General features: G+C 64.7%; 18 protein-coding genes and 1 tRNA gene. 11 read left to right on the top strand and 8 right to left on the bottom strand.

What is annotated here, in order from left to right:
- The 4 genes from ACJJVR_RS07945 (at nucleotide 1) to ACJJVR_RS07930 (ending at nucleotide 4,836) form a co-directional block, all read left to right on the top strand.
- Nucleotides 1–546, top strand: coding sequence for an HGGxSTG domain-containing protein (locus ACJJVR_RS07945; protein ID WP_405403616.1), 546 nt, complete (start codon nucleotides 1–3; stop codon nucleotides 544–546).
- Nucleotides 533–814, top strand: a complete 282-nt coding sequence (locus tag ACJJVR_RS07940) for a hypothetical protein (RefSeq protein WP_405403614.1) — start codon at nucleotides 533–535, stop codon at nucleotides 812–814. Before ACJJVR_RS07945 ends, ACJJVR_RS07940 begins: the two co-directional genes overlap by 14 nt.
- Nucleotides 815–1,341: 527 nt before the next feature.
- Complete coding sequence (locus tag ACJJVR_RS07935) at nucleotides 1,342–4,206, top strand: class I SAM-dependent DNA methyltransferase (RefSeq protein ID WP_405403612.1); 2,865 nt, start codon at nucleotides 1,342–1,344, stop codon at nucleotides 4,204–4,206.
- 6 nt (nucleotides 4,207–4,212) lie between these two features.
- Complete coding sequence (locus ACJJVR_RS07930) at nucleotides 4,213–4,836, top strand: SOS response-associated peptidase (protein ID WP_405403611.1); 624 nt, start codon at nucleotides 4,213–4,215, stop codon at nucleotides 4,834–4,836.
- A gap of 514 nt (nucleotides 4,837–5,350) precedes the next feature.
- On the opposite strand, the gene ACJJVR_RS07925 is transcribed toward ACJJVR_RS07930, so the two are convergent.
- Nucleotides 5,351–5,440, bottom strand: a tRNA-Ser gene (locus ACJJVR_RS07925).
- A gap of 42 nt (nucleotides 5,441–5,482) precedes the next feature.
- On the bottom strand, nucleotides 5,483–5,986 hold the full coding sequence (locus tag ACJJVR_RS07920) for a hypothetical protein (RefSeq protein ID WP_405403610.1): 504 nt from the start codon (nucleotides 5,984–5,986) through the stop codon (nucleotides 5,483–5,485).
- Nucleotides 5,987–6,105: 119 nt separating this feature from the next.
- On the opposite strand from ACJJVR_RS07920, the gene ACJJVR_RS07915 reads away from it, so the two are divergent.
- Nucleotides 6,106–6,516 (top strand): SufE family protein, encoded by a 411-nt coding sequence (locus tag ACJJVR_RS07915; RefSeq protein ID WP_405403609.1) that lies wholly within the window; start codon nucleotides 6,106–6,108, stop codon nucleotides 6,514–6,516.
- Here the strand turns inward: ACJJVR_RS07915 and mnmA are convergent.
- The gene (gene mnmA, locus ACJJVR_RS07910; RefSeq protein WP_405403607.1) at nucleotides 6,488–7,657 is read right to left on the bottom strand and encodes a tRNA 2-thiouridine(34) synthase MnmA; all 1,170 of its coding nucleotides are present in this window, start codon (nucleotides 7,655–7,657) and stop codon (nucleotides 6,488–6,490) included. The two genes, ACJJVR_RS07915 and mnmA, sit on opposite strands and share 29 nt — an antisense overlap.
- Before the next feature lie 177 nt (nucleotides 7,658–7,834).
- Between mnmA and ACJJVR_RS07905 the strand changes: the two genes are divergently transcribed.
- The 4 genes from ACJJVR_RS07905 to recG all read left to right on the top strand — a co-directional run bounded on the left by ACJJVR_RS07905 (nucleotide 7,835) and on the right by recG (nucleotide 13,278).
- Nucleotides 7,835–8,110: a DUF1153 domain-containing protein gene (locus ACJJVR_RS07905; protein WP_405403606.1), complete on the top strand. Its 276-nt coding sequence runs from the start codon at nucleotides 7,835–7,837 to the stop codon at nucleotides 8,108–8,110.
- Between the two features lie 99 nt (nucleotides 8,111–8,209).
- Entirely contained in the window at nucleotides 8,210–8,920 is a 711-nt protein-coding gene (gene ctrA / locus ACJJVR_RS07900; RefSeq protein WP_405403604.1) for a response regulator transcription factor CtrA, read from the top strand.
- Nucleotides 8,921–9,010: 90 nt separating this feature from the next.
- Nucleotides 9,011–11,185, top strand: a complete 2,175-nt coding sequence (gene ligA, locus ACJJVR_RS07895) for an NAD-dependent DNA ligase LigA (RefSeq protein WP_405403602.1) — start codon at nucleotides 9,011–9,013, stop codon at nucleotides 11,183–11,185.
- On the top strand, nucleotides 11,182–13,278 hold the full coding sequence (gene recG, locus ACJJVR_RS07890; protein ID WP_405403601.1) for an ATP-dependent DNA helicase RecG: 2,097 nt from the start codon (nucleotides 11,182–11,184) through the stop codon (nucleotides 13,276–13,278). Before ligA ends, recG begins: the two co-directional genes overlap by 4 nt.
- Nucleotides 13,279–13,551: 273 nt before the next feature.
- Here recG and ACJJVR_RS07885 read toward each other — a convergent pair whose 3' ends face one another.
- Complete coding sequence (locus ACJJVR_RS07885) at nucleotides 13,552–13,989, bottom strand: iron-sulfur cluster assembly scaffold protein (RefSeq protein WP_405403600.1); 438 nt, start codon at nucleotides 13,987–13,989, stop codon at nucleotides 13,552–13,554.
- 54 nt (nucleotides 13,990–14,043) lie between these two features.
- Here ACJJVR_RS07885 and hisI point away from each other — a divergent pair, with 54 nt between their 5' ends.
- A complete protein-coding gene (hisI, locus tag ACJJVR_RS07880) occupies nucleotides 14,044–14,418 on the top strand; it encodes a phosphoribosyl-AMP cyclohydrolase (protein WP_405403599.1) in 375 nt (124 codons plus the stop codon).
- On the opposite strand, the gene gluQRS is transcribed toward hisI, so the two are convergent.
- From gluQRS to ACJJVR_RS07865, 3 genes are all read right to left on the bottom strand, one after another.
- On the bottom strand, nucleotides 14,415–15,239 hold the full coding sequence (gene gluQRS, locus ACJJVR_RS07875; protein WP_405403598.1) for a tRNA glutamyl-Q(34) synthetase GluQRS: 825 nt from the start codon (nucleotides 15,237–15,239) through the stop codon (nucleotides 14,415–14,417). The genes hisI and gluQRS overlap by 4 nt on opposite strands.
- Nucleotides 15,221–16,558, bottom strand: coding sequence for a methylenetetrahydrofolate--tRNA-(uracil(54)-C(5))-methyltransferase (FADH(2)-oxidizing) TrmFO (gene trmFO, locus ACJJVR_RS07870; protein ID WP_405403596.1), 1,338 nt, complete (start codon nucleotides 16,556–16,558; stop codon nucleotides 15,221–15,223). Before trmFO ends, gluQRS begins: the two co-directional genes overlap by 19 nt.
- A 101-nt stretch (nucleotides 16,559–16,659) precedes the next feature.
- Nucleotides 16,660–17,289 (bottom strand): 50S ribosomal protein L25/general stress protein Ctc, encoded by a 630-nt coding sequence (locus ACJJVR_RS07865; protein ID WP_405403595.1) that lies wholly within the window; start codon nucleotides 17,287–17,289, stop codon nucleotides 16,660–16,662.
- A 188-nt stretch (nucleotides 17,290–17,477) separates the two neighbouring features.
- Between ACJJVR_RS07865 and ACJJVR_RS07860 the strand changes: the two genes are divergently transcribed.
- Entirely contained in the window at nucleotides 17,478–18,458 is a 981-nt protein-coding gene (locus ACJJVR_RS07860; RefSeq protein WP_405403593.1) for an acyltransferase family protein, read from the top strand.
- On the opposite strand, the gene ACJJVR_RS07855 is transcribed toward ACJJVR_RS07860, so the two are convergent.
- Complete coding sequence (locus ACJJVR_RS07855; RefSeq protein WP_405403592.1) at nucleotides 18,455–19,633, bottom strand: L-lactate dehydrogenase; 1,179 nt, start codon at nucleotides 19,631–19,633, stop codon at nucleotides 18,455–18,457. The two genes, ACJJVR_RS07860 and ACJJVR_RS07855, sit on opposite strands and share 4 nt — an antisense overlap.
- Nucleotides 19,634–19,649 lie beyond the last annotated feature (16 nt).

The following is a 19,649-nucleotide window of genomic DNA, read 5'->3' as shown; positions in this document are numbered from 1 at the left end:
ATGACCGGGGTGGAACTGGCAGCCATCCGCAAAGCCACTGGGCTATCGCAAACCGAACTGGCCCAGCGTGCAGGCATCGGGCGTCACGCTGTCAGCTATTGGGAGTGCAAGCCGCAGGTTGACCGCTGTGCTTGGGCGGTGGAACGCATGGCCGGTGCGCTGTCCTTGCCCGATATGCCCGCCCGCCATCCTGTCGCTATCTGCTGGGCGGCACGCATGGATGCCGAACTGACCGCGCGGGATGCGGTATTCATCGCCATGGTGGACCGCCTGCAAGCCCGCTGTGAGGCATTCAAGGCAACCCGCCGCGTGCGCTGTGGGGCCAAGACGCGCAAGAGCGCACCCTGCCGAATGAAATCGGAACCGGGCAAGCACCGGTGCAAGTTTCACGGAGGTCGATCGACCGGCGCCAGAACGCCAGAGGGCAAGGCCCGGATTGCCGAGGCGCAGCGCCGCCGCTGGTCAAAATGGCGGGCTGACCGGGAACAAGTGACTGATCCGGCTGTGACCCTTCAAATACAGGCTGCCACCGATGCCCGCACCTGACCCGCATGGCATCACGATCGAAGTGCAGGGCAACGGCTGGTCGCTGCTGATCGAAACTTTCCTGCTGTTAGGACGCACCCAGCGCAAGGCCCGCGCGCGCCGCATCTTGGCGAACCTGCACCGCGATGGCTGGGCGTGCCGAAATTGTGGCGGCCCCGTGCCGGAATACCGTCGCGCCGATGCCCGCTACTGCTGCGAGGGATGCCGAAAGCGTGTATCTCGCAACAGGCGAAAGCTGCCGGGCAAACCGTTACAGAACCGTAACTGATCGGCCAGGGGTTCCGTTATGGGGTGTTAGTCGGACAGCGTACTTGAAAAATAATCAAGACGGACCGCTGGTGCATGGGCTGCAATCAATCGACCCGGCAATCCTCTTTGGCTCTGCCGCGCTCAAAACTTGCTTTGATCGATCGCAACCTCTAGCAATAAGGGCGGGCGCGGAACCCATGGCAGGCCTGGCCCCGTCCTGCTCCTGATCGGAAACTTCCGACTCTGTGTTTCTCCAGGCTATCGAGGCCACATTATTTTGACGTGCGAGCGCGCAGATGTGCGGCTTTCACACGTGCCCTGCCGGGTTCGCGGACAATTACGCGCACGCGCGATAGGCTGAAACTACGGTGCCGCAATCTCGGTATCGGGTCTACCGGTCCCGTCTGAACTGCCGGGGTGCACCCTAAGATGACCCTAGGGGTCGCAAAGCGCCCTATGTGCTGTGACGCATCCCATGCGATCCGCAGGCATTCCTGACTTGTCGCCGTCCCGCTTGCGCAGTCTTATGCCGCCACCGGAGGGCCTATGACACCGCACAGCTTTATCGCGAAATGGCAGAACGTTGAACTGAAGGAGCGCAGCGCATCGCAGGCGCATTTTCTGGACCTGTGCCGCCTGTTGGACATTGAAGATCCTGTGACGGCGGACCCCAAGGGCGACTGGTTCACGTTCGAGAAAGGCGCAAGCAAGACCACCGGGGGCGAAGGCTGGGCCGATGTATGGCGCAAGGAATGCTTTGCCTGGGAATACAAAGGCCGTCGCAAGGATCTCAAGGCCGCCTTTGCCCAGCTTCAGCAATACGCGATTGCGCTGGAGAACCCGCCGCTGCTGATCGTGTCGGACATGGACCGCATCCAGATCCACACGAACTGGACGAATACCATCCAGCAAGTGCATGAAATCGGGCTGGGCGAACTGGCGGACGCGGGCAAGCGCGACTTGTTGAAAGCCGCCTTCACCGATCCCGAACGCCTACGCCCGTCGAAGACCCGGCAGGCGCTGACCGAGGAAGCTGCCCGCCGCTTTGCGGCTTTGGCGATGAATCTGCGCCAGCGCGGCCACGATGCCCAGTCTGTCGCGCACTTCGTGAACCGCCTGATTTTCTGCATGTTTGCCGAGGATGTGAACCTGCTGCCCAACCGCATGTTCCAGCGCATGATCGAGGGCGCGCAGCGCGATCCGGGCATGTTCGAAGTGGATGCGGGCACACTATTCAAGGCCATGCAATCAGGCGGGCGCGTGGGGTTCGAACAGGTGGAATGGTTCAATGGAGGGCTGTTCGACCACGCGGACGCCCTGCCGCTGGAAGCGAATGACGTCAAGGAACTGCTGGCCGCTGCCCGGCTGGATTGGTCCGAAATCGACCCATCCATCATGGGCACGCTGTTCGAACGCGGTCTGGATCCCGACAAGCGCAGCCAGTTGGGCGCGCATTACACCGACCGCGATAAAATCATGCAGATCGTCGAACCCGTCATCATCCGCCCCTTGCTGGCGGAATGGGACGCGGTGCGCGCCACTATTACCGAGGCGCTGGACAAGGCGCGGGCCGCAAAATCCCCCGCCGCCCGCACCCGCGCCGCGAAACAGGCCGAGGCGCTAAAGGATGCCTTTCTGGAACGCCTTGCTAATTTCCGGGTGTTGGACCCGGCCTGTGGATCGGGAAATTTCCTGTATCTGTCTTTGCTAGCGCTGAAGGATACCGAACACCGCATCAACCTGGATGCCGAGGCGCTGGGCCTGCCGCGCGGCTTTCCCCGTGTCGGGCCGGAATGTGTCTATGGCATCGAATTGAACCCCTATGCCGCCGAACTGGCCCGCGTGTCGGTCTGGATCGGCGAAATTCAATGGATGCGCCGCAACGGCTTCGAGGCCGCGCGCAACCCGATCCTGCGCCCGCTGGCGACCATCGATAACCGCGATGCCGTGCTGGCCCCCGATGGCACACCCGCCGAATGGCCTACGGTGGATGCGGTCGTGGGCAACCCGCCGTTTCTGGGCAACAAAAAGATGATCGGGGCGATGGGTGAGGATTACGCGACCCGCCTGCGCGCCGCATGGCCGAGCGTGCCGGGCGGGGCCGATCTGGTCTGCTACTGGTTCGCCAAGGCGTGGCGGCAGATGCAGGCGGGCGCACTAACCCGCGCCGGACTGGTGGCAACGAACTCGATCCGGGGCGGGGCCAACCGTGAGGTGTTAAAGCCGATTGTGGATGTTGGGCGCATTTTCGAGGCTTGGAGCGACGAACCGTGGACAGTGGATGGTGCGGCCGTGCGCGTGTCGATGGTCAGCTTTAACTCTGTTGGAGAAGGCGTCTCACTCTTGGACGGCAAGCCTGTGCAACAGATTTTTTCTGATTTGACCGCCGTTAACGCTGCGGACCTTTCTGGTGCGGTAAGGCTGCATGAAAATAAGAAAGTCTCCTTCATTGGCACACAGCGGAACGGACCATTTACCTTAACACGATCCGAAGCCGAATTGATGCTGGCCCAGCCTGCTAATCCCAACGGACGCAAAAATACCGATATTGTCCGCCGCTGGACTAACGGCATGGATATAACCCGTCGCTCATCGGACACTTGGATTATTGACTTCAATGACCTGCCACTGGAGGAAGCTCGATTCTACGAAATGCCTTTCGCCCGCGTCGAAACTCAAGTGAGACCGACGCGCATAAACTTGCGCAGGCTTGGGCATCGGGAGAAATGGTGGCAATACGGCGAAAATCGCCCAGGTTTGCGTCTTGCGGTGTCGAAATTGAGTAGAATGATTGTCACATCTATGGTGGCGAAGCATCGCTCTTTTGTATGGCTTCCAATCGTTCAGATACCGGAAAATCTGTGTGTCGCGATAGCCCGCGATGATGACACGACCTTCGGCATCCTGCATTCCCGCTTCCATGAACTCTGGTCGTTGAGGATGGGCACGTTTTTGGGGGTGGGCAACGATCCCCGCTACACCCCTTCAAGCACGTTCGAGACCTTCCCCTTCCCGCAGGGCCTGACCCCCGACATTCCCGCCGCTGACTATGCCGCCGACCCTCGCGCGCAGGCCATCGCTGTGGCCGCCGCCCGTTTGAACGAACTGCGCGAAAGCTGGCTGAACCCGTCCGATCTGGTGCGCCGCGTCCCCGAAGTCGTGCCGGGCTATCCCGACCGCATCCTGCCCGTTGATGACAAGGCGGAAAAGGAGTTGAAGAAGCGCACCCTGACGAACCTGTATAACGCCCGCCCCGCATGGCTGGCCCATGCCCATGCCGATCTAGATGCCGCCGTTGCGGACGCCTATGGTTGGGGCGATGATTGGCGCGCGGGCCTCTTGACCGATGATGAAATCTTGGCCCGCCTGTTCAGGCTTAATCAGGACCGCGCTGCGGCACAGGGCGGCTAGGGCGCGATGTGCGGGCGGTTCATCGATCCCAACCTGCGCGGCACCGAACTGGAACTGTCGCAGATCAAGATCGACCCGCTCCCGCGCCGCTTCAATATCAAGCCGACGCAGGATGTTCTTGTCGTGCCATCTGACCCGGCCAAGGCGGCCATGGCCCGCTGGTGGCTGGTCCCGTCCTGGCACAAGGGCGATCTGCGCGGCTGGAAGGCCACCACCTTCAACGCCCGGATCGAGGATGCCGCGACCAAGCCAACCTTCCGCGCCGTCTGGAAACATGGCCGCTGCCTGATCCCGGCTGGCGGCTATTACGAATGGACCGGCGACAAGGGCGCCAAGCAACCCCACGCCATCCTGTCTGCCGCTAACGAGGAAACCCTGTGGTTTGCCGGTCTGGCATCCCGCTGGCAGGATCTGTTGACCTGCACCATCTTGACCCGCGCCGCCACCGATGCCGTGTCAGCCATCCATCACCGGATGCCGGTTGTCCTAGATGCGGACGAACGCGATGCTTGGTTGTCAGGTGCCGATACCCCCGATCTGGGCGCAAAAGCCCGCATACGGTCCCATCCCGTCCCGCGGTTCGATTTGCACGACGATGGCCCCGACCTGATCGAAGCCTGCGATTCGTGACTTCATTCGCCCCCAGGGGGCAAAGTGGGGGCAGTCGGAAACCCCAACGCGCGGTTACGGCAGGACCGGCACAGGCACGAAATCCGCGCATCCACAATTCAAGGCATCTGACACAGAGGCCTGGAGGGGGGCGCTTCAAAGTCTGCCGGATGCGTTGCGCGGGACCGCCGTGGGTAATCGCGCTTTCAGCTAATACAGGTTTTTCTGCGTCACGCGCAGGCGGGCGCGGGATGGGCTGTTGGTTTTCGCGGCACGAAAGACCAGAGCGGCAGGCCAGAACGGACCCCGCGAAAAATAAAGACAGGGGGCGTGCCCGTGGACCCGAAGCAATGCTGCATTCTCACTGAGAACGGAATGTGAAAGGGGGGTATGGGGAAGGGCGGGCACCTGACAAATGCCCAGGCGTTCCGGGCAATTCCGACGAGTGCTGAGATTAAATGGGGGAAGGCGTGGGGGAAGTAAAAACCACCAGCCCCGTTAAAAGCTACAAATACAGAGGTTTAATATGAATGTGTGGCGGAGGCGGTGGGATTCGAACCCACGGTGGACTTTCACCCACGTCGGTTTTCAAGACCGGTGCATTAAACCACTCTGCCACGCCTCCGACTGCTGCGGACTAACGCGGCGCGGGGACATGCGCAAGCCTTCAGCGGGTCAGGGTGATCACGCGGTCGCCGCCCTCGATCTGGATGGCGGAAAGGCGCGACAGGCGCAGAAAGCTGATGGGCAGTGCCACGGTGATCGTGTCCGTCGCAGTGTTTGCGGGCATCGACGCGGCAGCGCTGCCCGCAGGCGGAGGGGACGCCACGAAGCGCATGCGAAGGACGCCATCGGCATCGGGCTGCAACTGGTCGCCGGACCGCGGCACCGACCGGACCAGCGCTGCGGAATGATAACCCTTTAACGGCGCGAACCCGCGCAGGACCAGCAAGCGGCCGTCGCTCAGGGGCTGCCATTCGGCGCCAAGGATCTGCGGCACCACGGGGCGATCGTCTTGGGCCTTGGGATAGCCGCCTTCGGGGGCAAGCGTTTCGGGCGTCGTCGCTGCCGGTCCACGCCAGCCTAGCGGGTTCCAGCCACTGTCGCCAAACCGACCGCAGCCGGACAGGATAAGGGCACCGATCAGCAGCGGCAGGGTAAGTCTGGTCATGGCATGTCCCCTTGGCGGTCTTGGGCTCCGTGATAGGCGATCCGGACCGCGCGGAAAAGCCTCTTTGACCTGACCGCCGCGCCGCGTTAGGCCATGTCCCCTGATATCAGGAGAAACCCATGGCCACCCCCGCCTTTGAGGACATCGCCGAAACCTTCGACTTTCTGGATGACTGGGAAGACCGTTACCGCCACCTGATCGAGATGGGCAAGGCCCTGCCGCCGATGGACGCCGCGGTCCAAGTGCCCGCGACCAAGGTCGACGGCTGTGCCAGCCAGGTGTGGATCCTGCCGCGGATCGAGGGGCGCAGCTTTGACTTTCAGGGCGACAGCGACGCGCTGATCGTGCGCGGGCTGATCGCGGTGCTGCATGCGCTGTATTCAGGCTTGCCGGTCGAACAGGTCGGCGCGGTCGATGCCCAGGCCGCCCTGGCGCGACTTGGCCTGGACGAACACCTGTCGGCACAGCGGTCGAATGGCGTGCGCGCGATGATCGGTCGGGTCAGGCAACTGGCCGCCGACGCAGGCTGATCCATCCGCCACCCAGAACGCGCGTCCCTTCGGCCTCGTAGAAGACGCAGGCCTGGCCGGGGCTGACGCCGTCCTCGGGGTCCAAAAGCTCGATCTCGGCGCGGCGGCCGGGCAGGGGGCGCAGGATCGCGGGGCGCGGCGGACGGGTGGACCGGATGCGGACCAGGCAGGCGATCTCGCCCTCGAATGCCTGATCGCCCAGCCAGTTGACCTCGGTCACGGCGATGGTGCGGGTCGAAAGCGCCTCGCGCGGGCCGACCACGACGCGTCGGGTCTCCGGCTCCAGCCGCAGGACGTACAGAGGCTCTCCGCCGCCGATGCCCAGACCGCGGCGCTGACCGATGGTATAATGGATTACGCCGCGATGCGTGCCCAGGACGGTGCCCTGCTGGTCCACGATCTCTCCGGGATCGGCGGCGCCGGGGCGCAGCTTTTCGATCACCGCCGCATAGTCGCCATTGGGCACGAAGCAGATGTCCTGGCTGTCGGGCTTGTCCGCCACCGACAGGCCGTAATCGGCGGCCAAGGCGCGCGTTTCCGCCTTGCTGACCAGATGTCCTAACGGAAAGCGCAGGAAATCCAGCTGCTCCTGTGTGGTCGAGAACAGAAAATAGCTTTGGTCGCGGTTCGGGTCGGCCGCCATGTGCAGTTCCGCGCGATGGCCGCCATCCTTGCGCTGAATGTAGTGGCCGGTCGCCATGCAGTCGGCGTCCAGATCACGCGCGGTTTCCAGCAGGTCGCGGAACTTGACGCGCTCGTTGCAGCGAATGCAGGGGACGGGCGTCGCCCCCGCCAGATACGCATCCGCAAACTCATCGATGACCGATTCGCGGAACTTGTTTTCATAGTCCAGGACGTAATGCGGAAAGCCCATGCGTTCTGCCACGCGGCGCGCATCGTGGATGTCCTGACCCGCGCAGCAGGCGCCCTTTTTCGCCAACGCCGCGCCGTGGTCGTACAGCTGCAACGTGACACCGATCACGTCATAGCCTTCGGATTTCAGCTGGGCCGCGACGACGGAACTGTCAACGCCCCCCGACATCGCCACCACGACACGTGTCTGTACGGGCGATTTGGCGAAACCGAGGCTGTTGAGTTGGGTCGCGGGCTCATCGGCGTGCAGGGGGAACGTCAGGGTCATGGATGATCTTTCGGCCCGCCAAGGGCGATGCTGGTCGGGCGGCATACGGATTTATGTCGAAATATAGGTAAATTGACCGAATTCTCAACCCCATGCAGGGCCATATTCCCGGTCAGGCTAACCGCGCCTTAAGTGGTTTCGACCAGAACTTGCAGAACGTGACGGAAGGACGCTGCAATGTTCGTGAAAAAGACCTCAGGCCCGCGGATCGTGACGCTGGCAGACGGGCGCATCCTCAGTGTGGCGGATCTGCCGATGCCGGATACACGGTGGGTGGCCAGTCGCAAACAGACTGTCGTGCTTGCCGTATCGCATGGGCTGATCAGCCGCGACGATGCGCTGCGGCGTTATGGTCTGTCCGAAGAGGAGTTCGACGGCTGGTGCACAGCGGTCGCACGCCATGGCAAGGCCGCACTGAAGGTGACGGCCCTGCAAAGGTATAGACAACCATAGGATGCATCGCGCACAAGGCGCGCAAGTGGTAACGACATATTAACCTGTTCGTCAGATTGTCGGGACATGACCTTTGGCGAATCGGGGAAACACCAAGCCATGCGAATCCTTTTGGTAGAAGACGACCCAAGCACTGCGCGGGCGATCGAATTGATGCTGACCGCGGCCAGCTACAACGTGTTCCTGACCGACATGGGCGAAGAGGGAATCGATCTTGCCAAGCTGTACGATTACGATCTGATACTGCTGGATCTGGACTTGCCTGACATGCATGGGATGGAGGTGTTGCGACACCTGCGCCTGGCCCGTATCGACACTCCGATCCTGATCCTGACGGGTTCGGACGATACCGAGAGCAAGCTGCGCGGTTTCGGCTTTGGCGCCGATGACTACATGACCAAGCCCTTCAACCGGGAGGAGCTGCAGGCCCGCATTCAGGCGATCATCCGCCGCTCCAAGGGGCACAGCCAGGCCCTGATCCGGACCGGAGAGATCACCGTGAACCTGGACGCCCGTTCGGTCGAGGTGCGGGGCAAGTCGGTGAACCTGACCGGCAAGGAATACCAGATCCTGGAGCTGCTGAGCCTGCGCAAGGGCACGACACTGACCAAGGAAATGTTCCTGAACCACCTGTACGGCGGCATGGACGAACCCGAACTGAAGATCATCGACGTTTTCATCTGCAAGCTGCGCAAGAAGCTGTCCGAGGCTCTGGGTGGCGAAAACCACATCGAGACGGTCTGGGGCCGTGGCTATGTGCTGCGCGATCCGGGTCCGGGTCAGGCGGAACGTCTGGCGATCGGCGCCTGACGCAGCTTCTGGACGATTGCCTGCCCTTGGGCGATACCCACATCTGAGACGGCCGATCTTCCCGGCCGGATGCGGATGATGGGGGCAGCGATGGCGCAGGACAAGTCGGTGGGGCAGCCGAACGCAAAGATGGACCGCGATCGGGCCGCGGATCGCATCCGGGACCTGGTGGCGCGGGTCGACGCGGCGAACCACGCCTATCACGGGCAGGATGCACCGCAGATATCGGACGCCGACTATGACGCGCTGAAGGCCCAGCTGGCGGCGCTGGAACGGGATTATCCCGATCTGGCGCTGCCAGACAGCCCGACCGGACAGGTGGGCGCCGCCCCGTCCGAAGGGTTCGGCAAGATTGTCCATGCGCAACGCATGATGTCGCTTGGCAATGCCTTCACCGAAGGGGACGTGGCCGATTTCACCGCCCGCGTGCGCAGCTTTCTGGCCCTGCCTGCGGATCTGCCGCTGGAGGTCACTGCCGAGCCCAAGATCGACGGCCTGTCCCTGTCGCTGCGCTATGAGGACGGGGTGCTGGTCCACGCCGCGACCCGCGGCGACGGTGTGGTGGGCGAAAACGTGACCGCCAATGCCCGTACGATCGCCGACATTCCCCACCACCTGGAGGGCGCCGTTCCCTCCATTCTGGAGGTGCGCGGCGAGGTCTACATGGGCCATGACGACTTTGCGATCCTGAACGGTGCGGGGCGGGTCTTTGCCAATCCGCGCAACGCGGCAGCCGGGTCGCTGCGCCAGATCGACCCGGCGGTGACCGCGCGCAGGCCGCTGCGGTTCTTTGCCTATGGCTGGGGGCAGCTGTCCGAACCCCTGGCGCCGACGCAGATGCAGGCGGTGGACCGGCTGGCCGCGTTGGGGTTTCAGACGAACCCCCTGACGCGCCTGTGCACGGACACGGCGCAGATGATCGCGATCTGGGCTGGTATCGAACAGCAGCGCGCAACCTTGGGCTATGACATCGACGGCGTTGTCTACAAGGTGAATGACCTTGGGTTTCAGGGGCGGCTTGGCTTTCGCTCGACCACGCCGCGATGGGCCTTGGCGCACAAGTTCCCGGCCGAGACCGCCTGGACCCGCCTTGACCGGATCGAAATCCAGGTGGGCCGCACGGGCGCCCTGTCCCCGGTCGCGCGGCTGGAGCCGGTGACCGTGGGCGGCGTCGTCGTGTCGAACGCGACCCTGCACAATGAGGATTACATTGCCGGACGGGACAATGGCGGGGCGCTGATCCGCGATGGCCGCGACATCCGCGAAGGGGATTGGGTCAAGATCTATCGCGCAGGCGACGTGATCCCCAAGATCGCCGACGTCGACCTGTCACGCAGGCCTGCCGACAGCGTGCCCTATGTCTTTGCGGCGCAATGCCCCGAATGCGGCTCCGACGCGATCCGCGAACCGGGCGACAGCGTGCGACGCTGCACCGGGGGCCTGATCTGTCCCGCGCAGGCGGTGGAAAAGCTGAAGCATTTCGTCAGTCGCGCGGCCTTCGACATCGACGGGCTTGGCGCCAAGCAGATCGAGATGTTCTTTGCCGATGACCAGTTGCCCATCCGCGAGCCTGCCGACATCTTTACCCTTGCCGCACGCGACGCCCAAAACTTTACCAAGCTGAAGAACCGCGAGGGGTTCGGCGAACGGTCCGCCGAAAAGCTGTTTGCCGCGATCGAGGACCGCCGCGCCATCCCCATGGCACGGCTGATCTTTGCCCTTGGCATCCGCCATGTCGGTGAGGTCGCCTCCGCGACCCTAGCGCGCCATTTCCACGATTGGCCCGCCCTGATCGCGGCCATCGACGGCGCCGCCGCCGAACCGGCCTTTGCCGCCCCCGACGACAAGGCCCGTCGCGCGGTGCTGGGCGACAGCCCGAACTGGGCCGAACTGACCGGCATCGACGGCATCGGCGCGGTGCTGGTCGATTCGCTGGTCACCACATTTGCGCAACCGACGGAACGCGCCAGCATCGACCGCCTGGCGGCCCTGCTGGACATTCGGCCCGCAGATACGGCCAACGCGGTGCAGACGCAGATTTCGGGCAAGACGCTGGTCTTTACCGGCACGCTGGAACGCATGACCCGCGCCGAGGCCAAGGCCCGGGCCGAGGCGATGGGCGCCAAGGTCGCCGGATCGGTCAGCGCCAAGACCGACCTGCTGATCGCGGGTCCGGGGGCCGGGTCCAAGGCCGCCAAGGCCGAGGCCCTGGGTGTCACCGTCGTCGACGAGGACGAATGGCTGCGCATCGCGGGGGCCGGATGACCGCGCCCAAGGGTCGCCCGCCCGCGCTGTTCCCGCTGTTCGCGGGCATCGACACGCTGCCCGGCATCGGTCCCAAGAGCCGCGCCGCGCTGGAACAGATGGGCATCGACAAACCACGCGACCTAGTGATGACGCTGCCCGCCAGCGGCATCACCCGCCGGCGGATCACCACCATCGCCGACGCCCGCGCCCCCGAGATTGTGACGATCACCGTCACCGTGACGCGCCACCACCCGCCCCAGGTCCGCGGCCGCCCGTTCCGGGTGCGTTGTTCCGACGGCGAAAGCGATCTGACGCTGGTGTTCTTTCGTCCGCGCGAGAACTGGATCGAAAGCCAACTGCCCGTGGGGGGGCGACGCGTCATCAGCGGTAAGCTGGAACTGTTCGACAGTCTGGCCCAGATGGTCCATCCCGACCATATCCTGGCCGAGGACGACGCGTTGCCGCCTGCCTTTGAACCCGTCTATCCCCTGTCGGCCGGTCTGACGCAAAAAGGCATGGCCAAGGCGGTCGATGCCGCACTGACCCGTCTGCCCGAGGTCGACGAATGGATCGACCCGCAGCTGATCGCGACGCGCGGTTGGCCCTCATTCGCCGATGCGCTGCATCAGGCGCACGCGCCGCAATCGCCGGGCGCGCTGTCGCCCGACAGCCCGGCGCGGGCACGGTTGGCCTATGATGAGTTTCTGGCGCATCAGATGACGCTGGCGCTGGTGCGGCGCGACAAGCGGCGGCTCAAGGGGCGGGCCAGTGCGGGCGACGGTTCCCTGCGCGCGCGGGTGCTGGACAGCCTGCCTTGGGCGCCGACCGGCGCACAAACGCGGGCGGTGCGCGAGATCGCGGACGACATGGCCAGCGACCGCCGCATGAACCGCCTGTTGCAGGGTGATGTCGGCGCGGGCAAGACGCTGGTCGCGCTGATGGCCGCGCTGGTCGCGGTCGAGGCGGGGGGCCAGGCCGTGCTGATGGCCCCGACCGAGATCCTGGCCCGCCAGCATGCCCGCGCGCTGGAACCGCTGGCGCGGGCGGCGGGGGTGCGGCTGGCGGCGCTGACCGGGCGCGACAAGCGCGACCAGCGCGGCCAGATCCTGTCCAATCTGGCGGACGGCACCATCGACATTCTGGTCGGGACCCATGCGGTGTTCCAGAAGGATGTCGAATTCCATGACCTGCGGCTGGCCATCATTGACGAACAGCACCGTTTCGGTGTGGCACAGCGGCTGGAGCTGTCTGCCAAGGGCGTGGTGCCGCCCGACATGCTGATCATGACCGCAACGCCCATTCCGCGGTCGCTGGCCCTGTCGCAATACGGCGATCTGGACCTGTCGGCGCTGGACGAGAAACCGCCCGGACGCCAACCCATCACCACGGTGATGATCGCGGATACGCGGCTGGATCAGGTGACCGAACGCCTGCGCGCCGCGATGGCCCAAGGCGCGCGCGCCTATTGGGTCTGTCCCCTGGTCGAGGAGAGCGAGGTCACCGACCTGACCGCGGCCGAGGCGCGGTTCACCCATTTGCGCGCGATATTCGGCGACACGGTGCGGTTGATCCACGGCCAGATGCCCCCCGATCAGCGGGACGCGGCGATGGCCGATTTCGCTGGCGGCACGGCCCAGCTGCTGGTCGCCACCACGGTGATCGAGGTGGGCGTCGACGTTCCGCAGGCCACGATCATGGTGATCGAACGCGCCGAAAGCTTTGGCCTGGCGCAGCTGCACCAGCTGCGGGGACGGGTGGGGCGCGGGTCGGGCGCATCGACCTGCCTGTTGATGTATCACGGCCCGCTGAACGAGACGGGCGCACGCCGCCTGACGACCCTGCGTGATACCGAGGACGGGTTTCGCATCGCCGAGGTCGATTTGGAGATGCGGGGCGCGGGCGACGTGATTGGTACGGCGCAATCGGGCCTGCCGCGGTTCCGCATCGCGGATCTGGAACATCAGGCGGGGCTGATGGCCGTTGCGCGTCAGGATGCACGCGCGCTGCTGGAACGCGACGCGATGTTGGATACCCCGCGCGGGCAGGCGTTGCGGCTGTTAATGTGGCTGATGCAGCAGGATCAGGCGATTCGATTGATTCAGGTTGGCTGACCAAGCGGAATGTTCTTAAAAAGTTCTTTACCGAATCGAGAGAACATGAGAACAAAGCAGCAACAGAGAGGAGTTGCCGCTATGACCAAAGATACCGCCATCGACCTGATCGGGGCCGCCGCGCTCAGCCTGACCACCATTGTCCTGCTGTGGCTGCCCGCCATCCTGCAGGTCTGACCGACTGCCCCGCGACGCAGGGATGGCGCCCCGCCTGTGCGCCGTCCGTTCCCAAAGCTCGCGCACCTAGCCGGCCCCGCAGGGGGCCGGCCCTTTTCATGCGGATGCCTTGTCCAGCGCCTCCAGCGTGGCGTCCCATACCAGCAGGATGGACGGATGACGGTTGGGATAGGCGCGCGCAGGCGTCAGTGCATCAAGATCGGCAAATGGCGCGTCGGGTGCCGGGGCGTCCTGGGTCAGCATCGCGCGCAACTGATCGCGCGCGTGAACGATGCCCGCCCGGTCCATGCCGATCACCGCCTGTCCCAGCACCGACGCCGAGGCCTGTCCCAAGGCACAGGCGCGCACCTCTTGCGCGAAATCGCTGATGCGGCCATCGGCCAGCGACAGGTGGACCGTGACCGACGATCCACATTGCGGCGACCGGCGTTGCACGCTGGCCTGCGCACCGTCCAGCGTGCCCTGATGGGGAATAGCGGTTGTCAGCGCCAGGATGCGTCGCGAATAGAGCTGCATCAGATCGGTTTCGGCCATGCATCATCCCTTGGGGTTTCATCAGCGCGGATCGAAGAGTAGATAGGAACGGCCATGCCGAAAGGAAACCCGATGTTCGACCCGCAGACGCTGAAATATGACGCGGCTGGCCTGATTCCTGCCATTGCGCAGGATGCCGCATCGGGCGAGGTGCTGATGATGGCGTGGATGAACGTCGATGCCGTCGCCCGGACGCTGCAGACCGGGCGCGTCACCTATTGGTCGCGGTCGCGGTCGTCGTTCTGGATCAAGGGCGAAAGCTCGGGCCACGTGCAGCGGCTCGTCGAGATGCGGGTCGATTGCGACCGCGATTGCCTGCTGGTGCTGGTCGACCAGACCGGGCCCGCCTGTCATACCAACCGGCGCAGTTGTTTTTATACCGGCATCCATGACGGGGCCGAAGTCGTGCTGACCGAACCGATGGTCTAAAGCCCCACCATGCTCCGGATGTCGTCGGGCGTTGCGCCGTCGATGCGGTACTGGCGGATGGCACGGGCGTCGTCGCGTTTCGCCAGCCGCTGCCCCGCAGTGTCGCGGATCAGGCGGTGGTGCAGATAGGCCGGGGTCGGCAGGTCCAGCAGCCGTTGCAGCAGCACATGGATGTGGGTCGATGCGAACAGATCCATCCCCCGCGTCACCAGCGTGATCCCCTGCGCCGCATCATCGACGACGACCCCTAGATGATAGGACGTGCCCATCCCCCGGCGCGACAGGATGACATCGCCGATGCTGTCCAGAAACTGCTGCCGGGTTAAAATATGGTCGCGGCCTTGGTCGGTGAAACGCACCGCATCCAGCCCAAGCGCGTCAAAGGCGCGGCCCGCGTCCAGCCGGATCACGTCGTCGGGACCGGCATCGCGCAGATCGCGGTCGCGGCAGGTGCCGGGATAGATCAGCCCGTCAGGCCCGGCGGGCAGGGCGCCCTCCTGCGGGGCGGACAGGGCTGCGCGAATGTCGCCCCGGCGGCAGCGGCAGGGATAGGTCAGCGGCCCCAACCGCGCCAGCGCGTCCCGATAGGCCGGCATCCGGTCAGATTGCCGCATGACCGGCTGCGGCCATGACAGGCCCAGCCACGCCAGATCGTCAAAAATCGTGGCCTCGTATTCCGCACGGCATCGGTCGCGGTCGATATCCTCGATCCGCAGATGAAAGTCGCCATACGCCGCCGCCGTCAGGGCCGAGAACGCATGCCCCAGATGCAGCAGCCCCGTGGGGGATGGCGCGAACCGCGTTACTGCGCCGCCAGCCATGCGTTGAAGTCGTCCTTGGCGCGCTGCGTATAGGCGGGATAGCGGTCCTTGCGTCCGCGACGGCCCGACCGGGTGTCGGGCAGGGGTGGGAACAGGCCGAAATTCACGTTCATCGGCTGGAACGTCTTGGCCTCGGCGCCGCCGGTGATGTGGTTGACCAGCGCCCCCATCGCGGTGGTGAAGGGCGGTGGCCCCAGGTCGCGCCCCATGGCTTGTGCCGCGGCCATCCGGCCCGCCAGCAGCCCCATCGCGGCGCTTTCGACATAGCCCTCGACCCCGGTGACCTGGCCCGCAAAGCGCAGGTTCGGCGCCAGGCGCAGACGCATCCGGTCATCCAGCAACGTGGGCGAATTCAGAAAGCTGTTGCGATGGATACCGCCAAGCCGCGCAAAGCCCGCATTCTGCAGGCCGGGGATCATCCGGAACACCTGCGTCTGCGCGCCGTATTTCATCTTGGTCTGAAAGCCCACGATATTGTACAGCGTTCCCAAAGCGTTGTCGCGGCGCAGCTGGACCACGGCATAGGCCTTTTCCTCGGGCTTGTGGGCGTTGGTCAGGCCGACCGGCTTCATCGGGCCATGGCGCAGGGTTTCGCGCCCGCGTTCGGCCATGACCTCGATCGGCAGGCAGCCGTCGAAATAGCCCGCCGTCTCTCCCTCGTGGAACTCGGCCTTTTCGGCGTCCATCAGGGCGTCGATGAAGGCCTCGTATTCGGGCTTGGTCATCGGACAGTTGATATAGGCCTTTTGCTCGGCCAGCGTCTCGCCCTTGTCATAACGGGACTGTTCCCAGGCGATCGACATGTCGATCGTGTCGGCATGCACGATCGGTGCGATGGCGTCGAAAAACGCCAGCGCATCGGTTCCCGTCACGCCGCGGATCGCCCCCGCCAGCGCGTCCGACGTCAACGGCCCCGTGGCCACGATCCAGTTGCCGTGGTCAGGCAGTTCGGTGATCTCTCCGGGCAGGATGGTGATCAGCGGTTCCGCCTGCAACCGGGCGGTGACCGCGGCGGAAAACGCATCGCGGTCGACGGCCAGTGCGCCACCCGCAGGCAGGCGGTGCAGGCCCGCCATCTCCATGATCAGCCCACCGGCAGCGCGCATTTCCCAATGCAGCTGTCCCACCGCGTTCATCACGTCGTCGTCGGAACGAAAGCTGTTGGAACAGACCATTTCCGCGCAATCGCCGGTCTTGTGGGCGAATGTCCCGACCTGCGGGCGCATTTCGTGCAGCACGACGGGTACGCCCATGCGGGTGATCTGCCAGGCAGCTTCCGAACCGGCAAGGCCGGCACCGATGATGTGAACGGGTTCCATGCGTGTCTCCTTGACGGTTGGGCTAGCAAGGCGGTGGCGGAATGAAAAGGGGCGGCGCCATCGGCACCGCCCCCAAGGTCATGCGACTGATCCGCGCGGGATCAGGCCTCGGCGGGTGCCTCGGCGGCATCGCCGTCCGCGGCGTCATCCTCGGCGCGCAGGGCCGACGGAGCGGCCAGGTTCGCGATGACAAAGTCGCGGTCGATCGTCGCCTTGGCACCGTTCGGCAGCTTGACGTCGCTGATGTGGATGGTGTCGCCGATCTCGCGGCCCTCCAGATCCACGGTCAGGTGATCGGGGATGTCACCCGCGGTCACGACCAGCTCGACCTCGGGACGCACGGTGACCAGGGTGCCGCCACGCTTGAGGCCCGGGCACTTGTCCTCGTTGACGAACTCGACGGGGATGAACAGGTTCACCTTCGACGTGCGACGCAGGCGCATGAAGTCGATGTGGATCGGCAGATCCTTGACCACGTCGCGCTGGACACCGCGGCAGATGACGCGGACATCGTCCTGGCCTTCGACCTGCAGGTTCCACAGCGTGGACATGAAGCGGCCTGCGCGCAGTTGCGTCAGCAGCTTGTTGAAGTCGAACGCGATCGAGACGGGCTCTTTGCCGTCGCCATACACGATACCGGGCACCTTGCCATCGCGGCGGGTCTGGCGGGCGGCCCCCTTGCCTGACCCCGCGCGTGCCTCGGCCACCAGATTCGGAATCTCTTTGGCCATTTTCTTAATCCTTAACCATGATTGAAGACGCCACCCTCCAAGGGTGCGTGGCGCCAAGCGGTGCCCTTAGCGCAACAACGCTCGTTTGTGAAGTCCGAAATGCCACGCAGCGCACCGCTGATGCGCTGGCGAATTGACTTGTCCGCCCCCCGGGCCCTATGGCCCGACAGGGCATGGGCACAAGGCGCATGCGGGACCTGGAGGCGGCGGTGGACAAGACGCAGGCGCGGCTGATGGCGGTGGACTATCTGCGGGTGGTTCTGGCCGCCTTTGTGGTTGTCGCACATTCCGGCCTGGCCCGCGAGACGTTTCGCGGCTGGGGCGATGCGGGCCTGGTGGCGCTGGCCACGGGCAACAGCGTGCTGCGCGTTGCGGTGCCGGTGTTCACGCTGATCGCGGGCTATTTTCTGGCATCCGCGCTGCGCCGTGGCCGGTTGTCGAAATGGGTGGGGCATCTGCTGGTGCTGTATGCGGTGTGGTCGGCCGTCTATCTGCTGTTCCTGTGGCCCTATTACGCGAACAGACCCGTTGGTCTGACCGCGACCGAACTGACGCTTGGCTTCATGCATCTGTGGTTTCTGGAGGGGTTGGCGATCTCGGGCGTGATCCTGGGGGCGGTGCGCCTGCTGGGATCGGGGGCGGTTGTGGCGTCGGCGGTGATGCTGGGCCTGGTGGGCATCGCGCTGCAATATGCGCGGATGGCCGGCCTTTCCGAGGTGCCGGTCGAACAGTACCGCAACGGACCGTTCTACCTGTATCCCTATCTGGCGATGGGCTGGCTGATGGCCGCGCATCCGCCACGCGTGTCGACGCGCCTGCTGTGGGCGGCGGCGGCGGTGGGGTTAGCCCTTACCATCGGCGAAAGTCTGTATTGGCTGCGCCGCATCGGAGAAGATCCGCTGCTGGAGATCCCGGTCGGCCACCTGATCCTGTGCCCGGCGCTGCTGCTGCTGGTCATGCGGCTGCGTGTACCCGTCACTGCGCTGCCCCTGGGGCGGGCCGCTGCTGGGATCTATGTGCTGCACGTGATCGTGCTGCAGGGTCTGCCACAGGTCGGGATCGACTATCCCGGCATCACCGCGATCCTGGGGATCGTGCTACCCTTTGTGCTGGTCTGGGGCATCAGCCTTGCGGGCCGGCGCCACCGCTGGATGTCGCGCCTGTTCTAGGCGGGCTGGCCGATCTGGTATTCCTCCAGGAAATCGCGCGGGATCAGCAGGTGCTCGGGTCCGATATTGTCCAGGTCGCGTTCCCCGCACAGCGCCATGCTGGTGTCCAGTTCCTTGCGGATGATCTCCAGCGCGCGGGTCACCCCGGCCTCACCCATCGCACCCAGCCCGTGCAGCCACGCGCGTCCGATCCAGGTGCCATGCGCGCCAAGCGCCAGCGCCTTGAGCACGTCCTGACCCGACCGGATGCCGCTGTCCATGTGCACCTCGACCGAGGTGCCCACCGCCCTGACGATATGGGGCAGCATGCGGATCGACGACAGCGCACCGTCCAGTTGGCGTCCGCCATGGTTGCTGACGATGATGGCATCGGCCCCGAAATCGGCGGCCATGCGGGCGTCGTCCGGGTCCAGGATGCCCTTCAGGATCAGCTTGCCACCCCACATGTCACGGATCGCCGCTATCTTGTCCCAGTCAAGGCGTTCGTCGAACTGTTCCGCCGTCCAGCTCATCAGGCTGGAGGTGTCGCCCACGCCCTTGGCGTGGCCCACGATGTTGCCAAAGAACCGGCGTTTCGTGCGCATCATGCCCATGCCCCACCGCCAGCGGGTGGCCAGATCCATCATGGTGGGCAGGGTCATCTTGGGCGGCGCGGACAGGCCGTTCTTCAGGTCCTTGTGCCGCTGGCCCAGGATCTGCAGGTCCAGCGTCAGCACCAATGCGCTGCAATTCGCGGCCTTGGCGCGGTCGATGATCGCGGCCACGAAATCCTGGTCCTTCATCACGTACAGCTGGAACATGAACGGTGCGGTCGTGTGCGCGGCCACGTCCTCGATCGAACAGATCGACATGGTGGACAGACAGAACGGCACGCCGAATTTTTCGGCCGCGCGGGCGGCGTGGATCTCTCCGTCGGCGTGCTGCATGCCGGTCATGCCGACCGGGGCCAGCGCCACCGGCATGGTCACGTCCTGCCCTGCCATCTGGCGCGACAGGCGGCGATCGGACATGTCCACGGCGACCTTCTGGCGCAGCCTCAGCCGCGCGAAATCGGTCGTGTTGTCGCGAAAGGTCTGTTCGGTATAGCTGCCCGATTCCGCGTAATCATAAAACATCTTGGGCGTGCGGGCGCGGTGCATCCGCTTGAGGTCGTCGATGCAGGTGATGACGGGCATGGCATGGCCTTTCGCA

This window comes from Paracoccus sp. Ld10 (assembly GCF_045064235.1).
Lineage (GTDB): Bacteria > Pseudomonadota > Alphaproteobacteria > Rhodobacterales > Rhodobacteraceae > Paracoccus.
This window is presented reverse-complemented; position numbering and strand designations above follow the sequence as displayed.

Bases quoted from the DNA above. Each gene is read 5' to 3' on its own strand.
- ACJJVR_RS07905 (WP_405403606.1), top strand. From the start codon at position 7,835: ATGTTCGTGAAAAAGACCTCAGGCCCGCGGATCGTGACGCTGGCAGAC.
- ACJJVR_RS07885 (WP_405403600.1), bottom strand. From the start codon at position 13,989: ATGGCCGAAACCGATCTGATGCAGCTCTATTCGCGACGCATCCTGGCG.
- trmFO (WP_405403596.1), bottom strand. From the start codon at position 16,558: ATGGAACCCGTTCACATCATCGGTGCCGGCCTTGCCGGTTCGGAAGCT.
- mnmA (WP_405403607.1), bottom strand. From the start codon at position 7,657: ATGACCCTGACGTTCCCCCTGCACGCCGATGAGCCCGCGACCCAACTC.
- ACJJVR_RS07945 (WP_405403616.1), top strand. From the start codon at position 1: ATGACCGGGGTGGAACTGGCAGCCATCCGCAAAGCCACTGGGCTATCG.
- ACJJVR_RS07860 (WP_405403593.1), top strand. From the start codon at position 17,478: ATGCGGGACCTGGAGGCGGCGGTGGACAAGACGCAGGCGCGGCTGATG.
- gluQRS (WP_405403598.1), bottom strand. From the start codon at position 15,239: ATGGCTGGCGGCGCAGTAACGCGGTTCGCGCCATCCCCCACGGGGCTG.
- hisI (WP_405403599.1), top strand. From the start codon at position 14,044: ATGCCGAAAGGAAACCCGATGTTCGACCCGCAGACGCTGAAATATGAC.
- ACJJVR_RS07855 (WP_405403592.1), bottom strand. From the start codon at position 19,633: ATGCCCGTCATCACCTGCATCGACGACCTCAAGCGGATGCACCGCGCC.
- ctrA (WP_405403604.1), top strand. From the start codon at position 8,210: ATGCGAATCCTTTTGGTAGAAGACGACCCAAGCACTGCGCGGGCGATC.
- recG (WP_405403601.1), top strand. From the start codon at position 11,182: ATGACCGCGCCCAAGGGTCGCCCGCCCGCGCTGTTCCCGCTGTTCGCG.
- ACJJVR_RS07930 (WP_405403611.1), top strand. From the start codon at position 4,213: ATGTGCGGGCGGTTCATCGATCCCAACCTGCGCGGCACCGAACTGGAA.
- ACJJVR_RS07940 (WP_405403614.1), top strand. From the start codon at position 533: ATGCCCGCACCTGACCCGCATGGCATCACGATCGAAGTGCAGGGCAAC.
- ACJJVR_RS07920 (WP_405403610.1), bottom strand. From the start codon at position 5,986: ATGACCAGACTTACCCTGCCGCTGCTGATCGGTGCCCTTATCCTGTCC.
- ACJJVR_RS07935 (WP_405403612.1), top strand. From the start codon at position 1,342: ATGACACCGCACAGCTTTATCGCGAAATGGCAGAACGTTGAACTGAAG.
- ACJJVR_RS07915 (WP_405403609.1), top strand. From the start codon at position 6,106: ATGGCCACCCCCGCCTTTGAGGACATCGCCGAAACCTTCGACTTTCTG.
- ACJJVR_RS07865 (WP_405403595.1), bottom strand. From the start codon at position 17,289: ATGGCCAAAGAGATTCCGAATCTGGTGGCCGAGGCACGCGCGGGGTCA.
- ligA (WP_405403602.1), top strand. From the start codon at position 9,011: ATGGCGCAGGACAAGTCGGTGGGGCAGCCGAACGCAAAGATGGACCGC.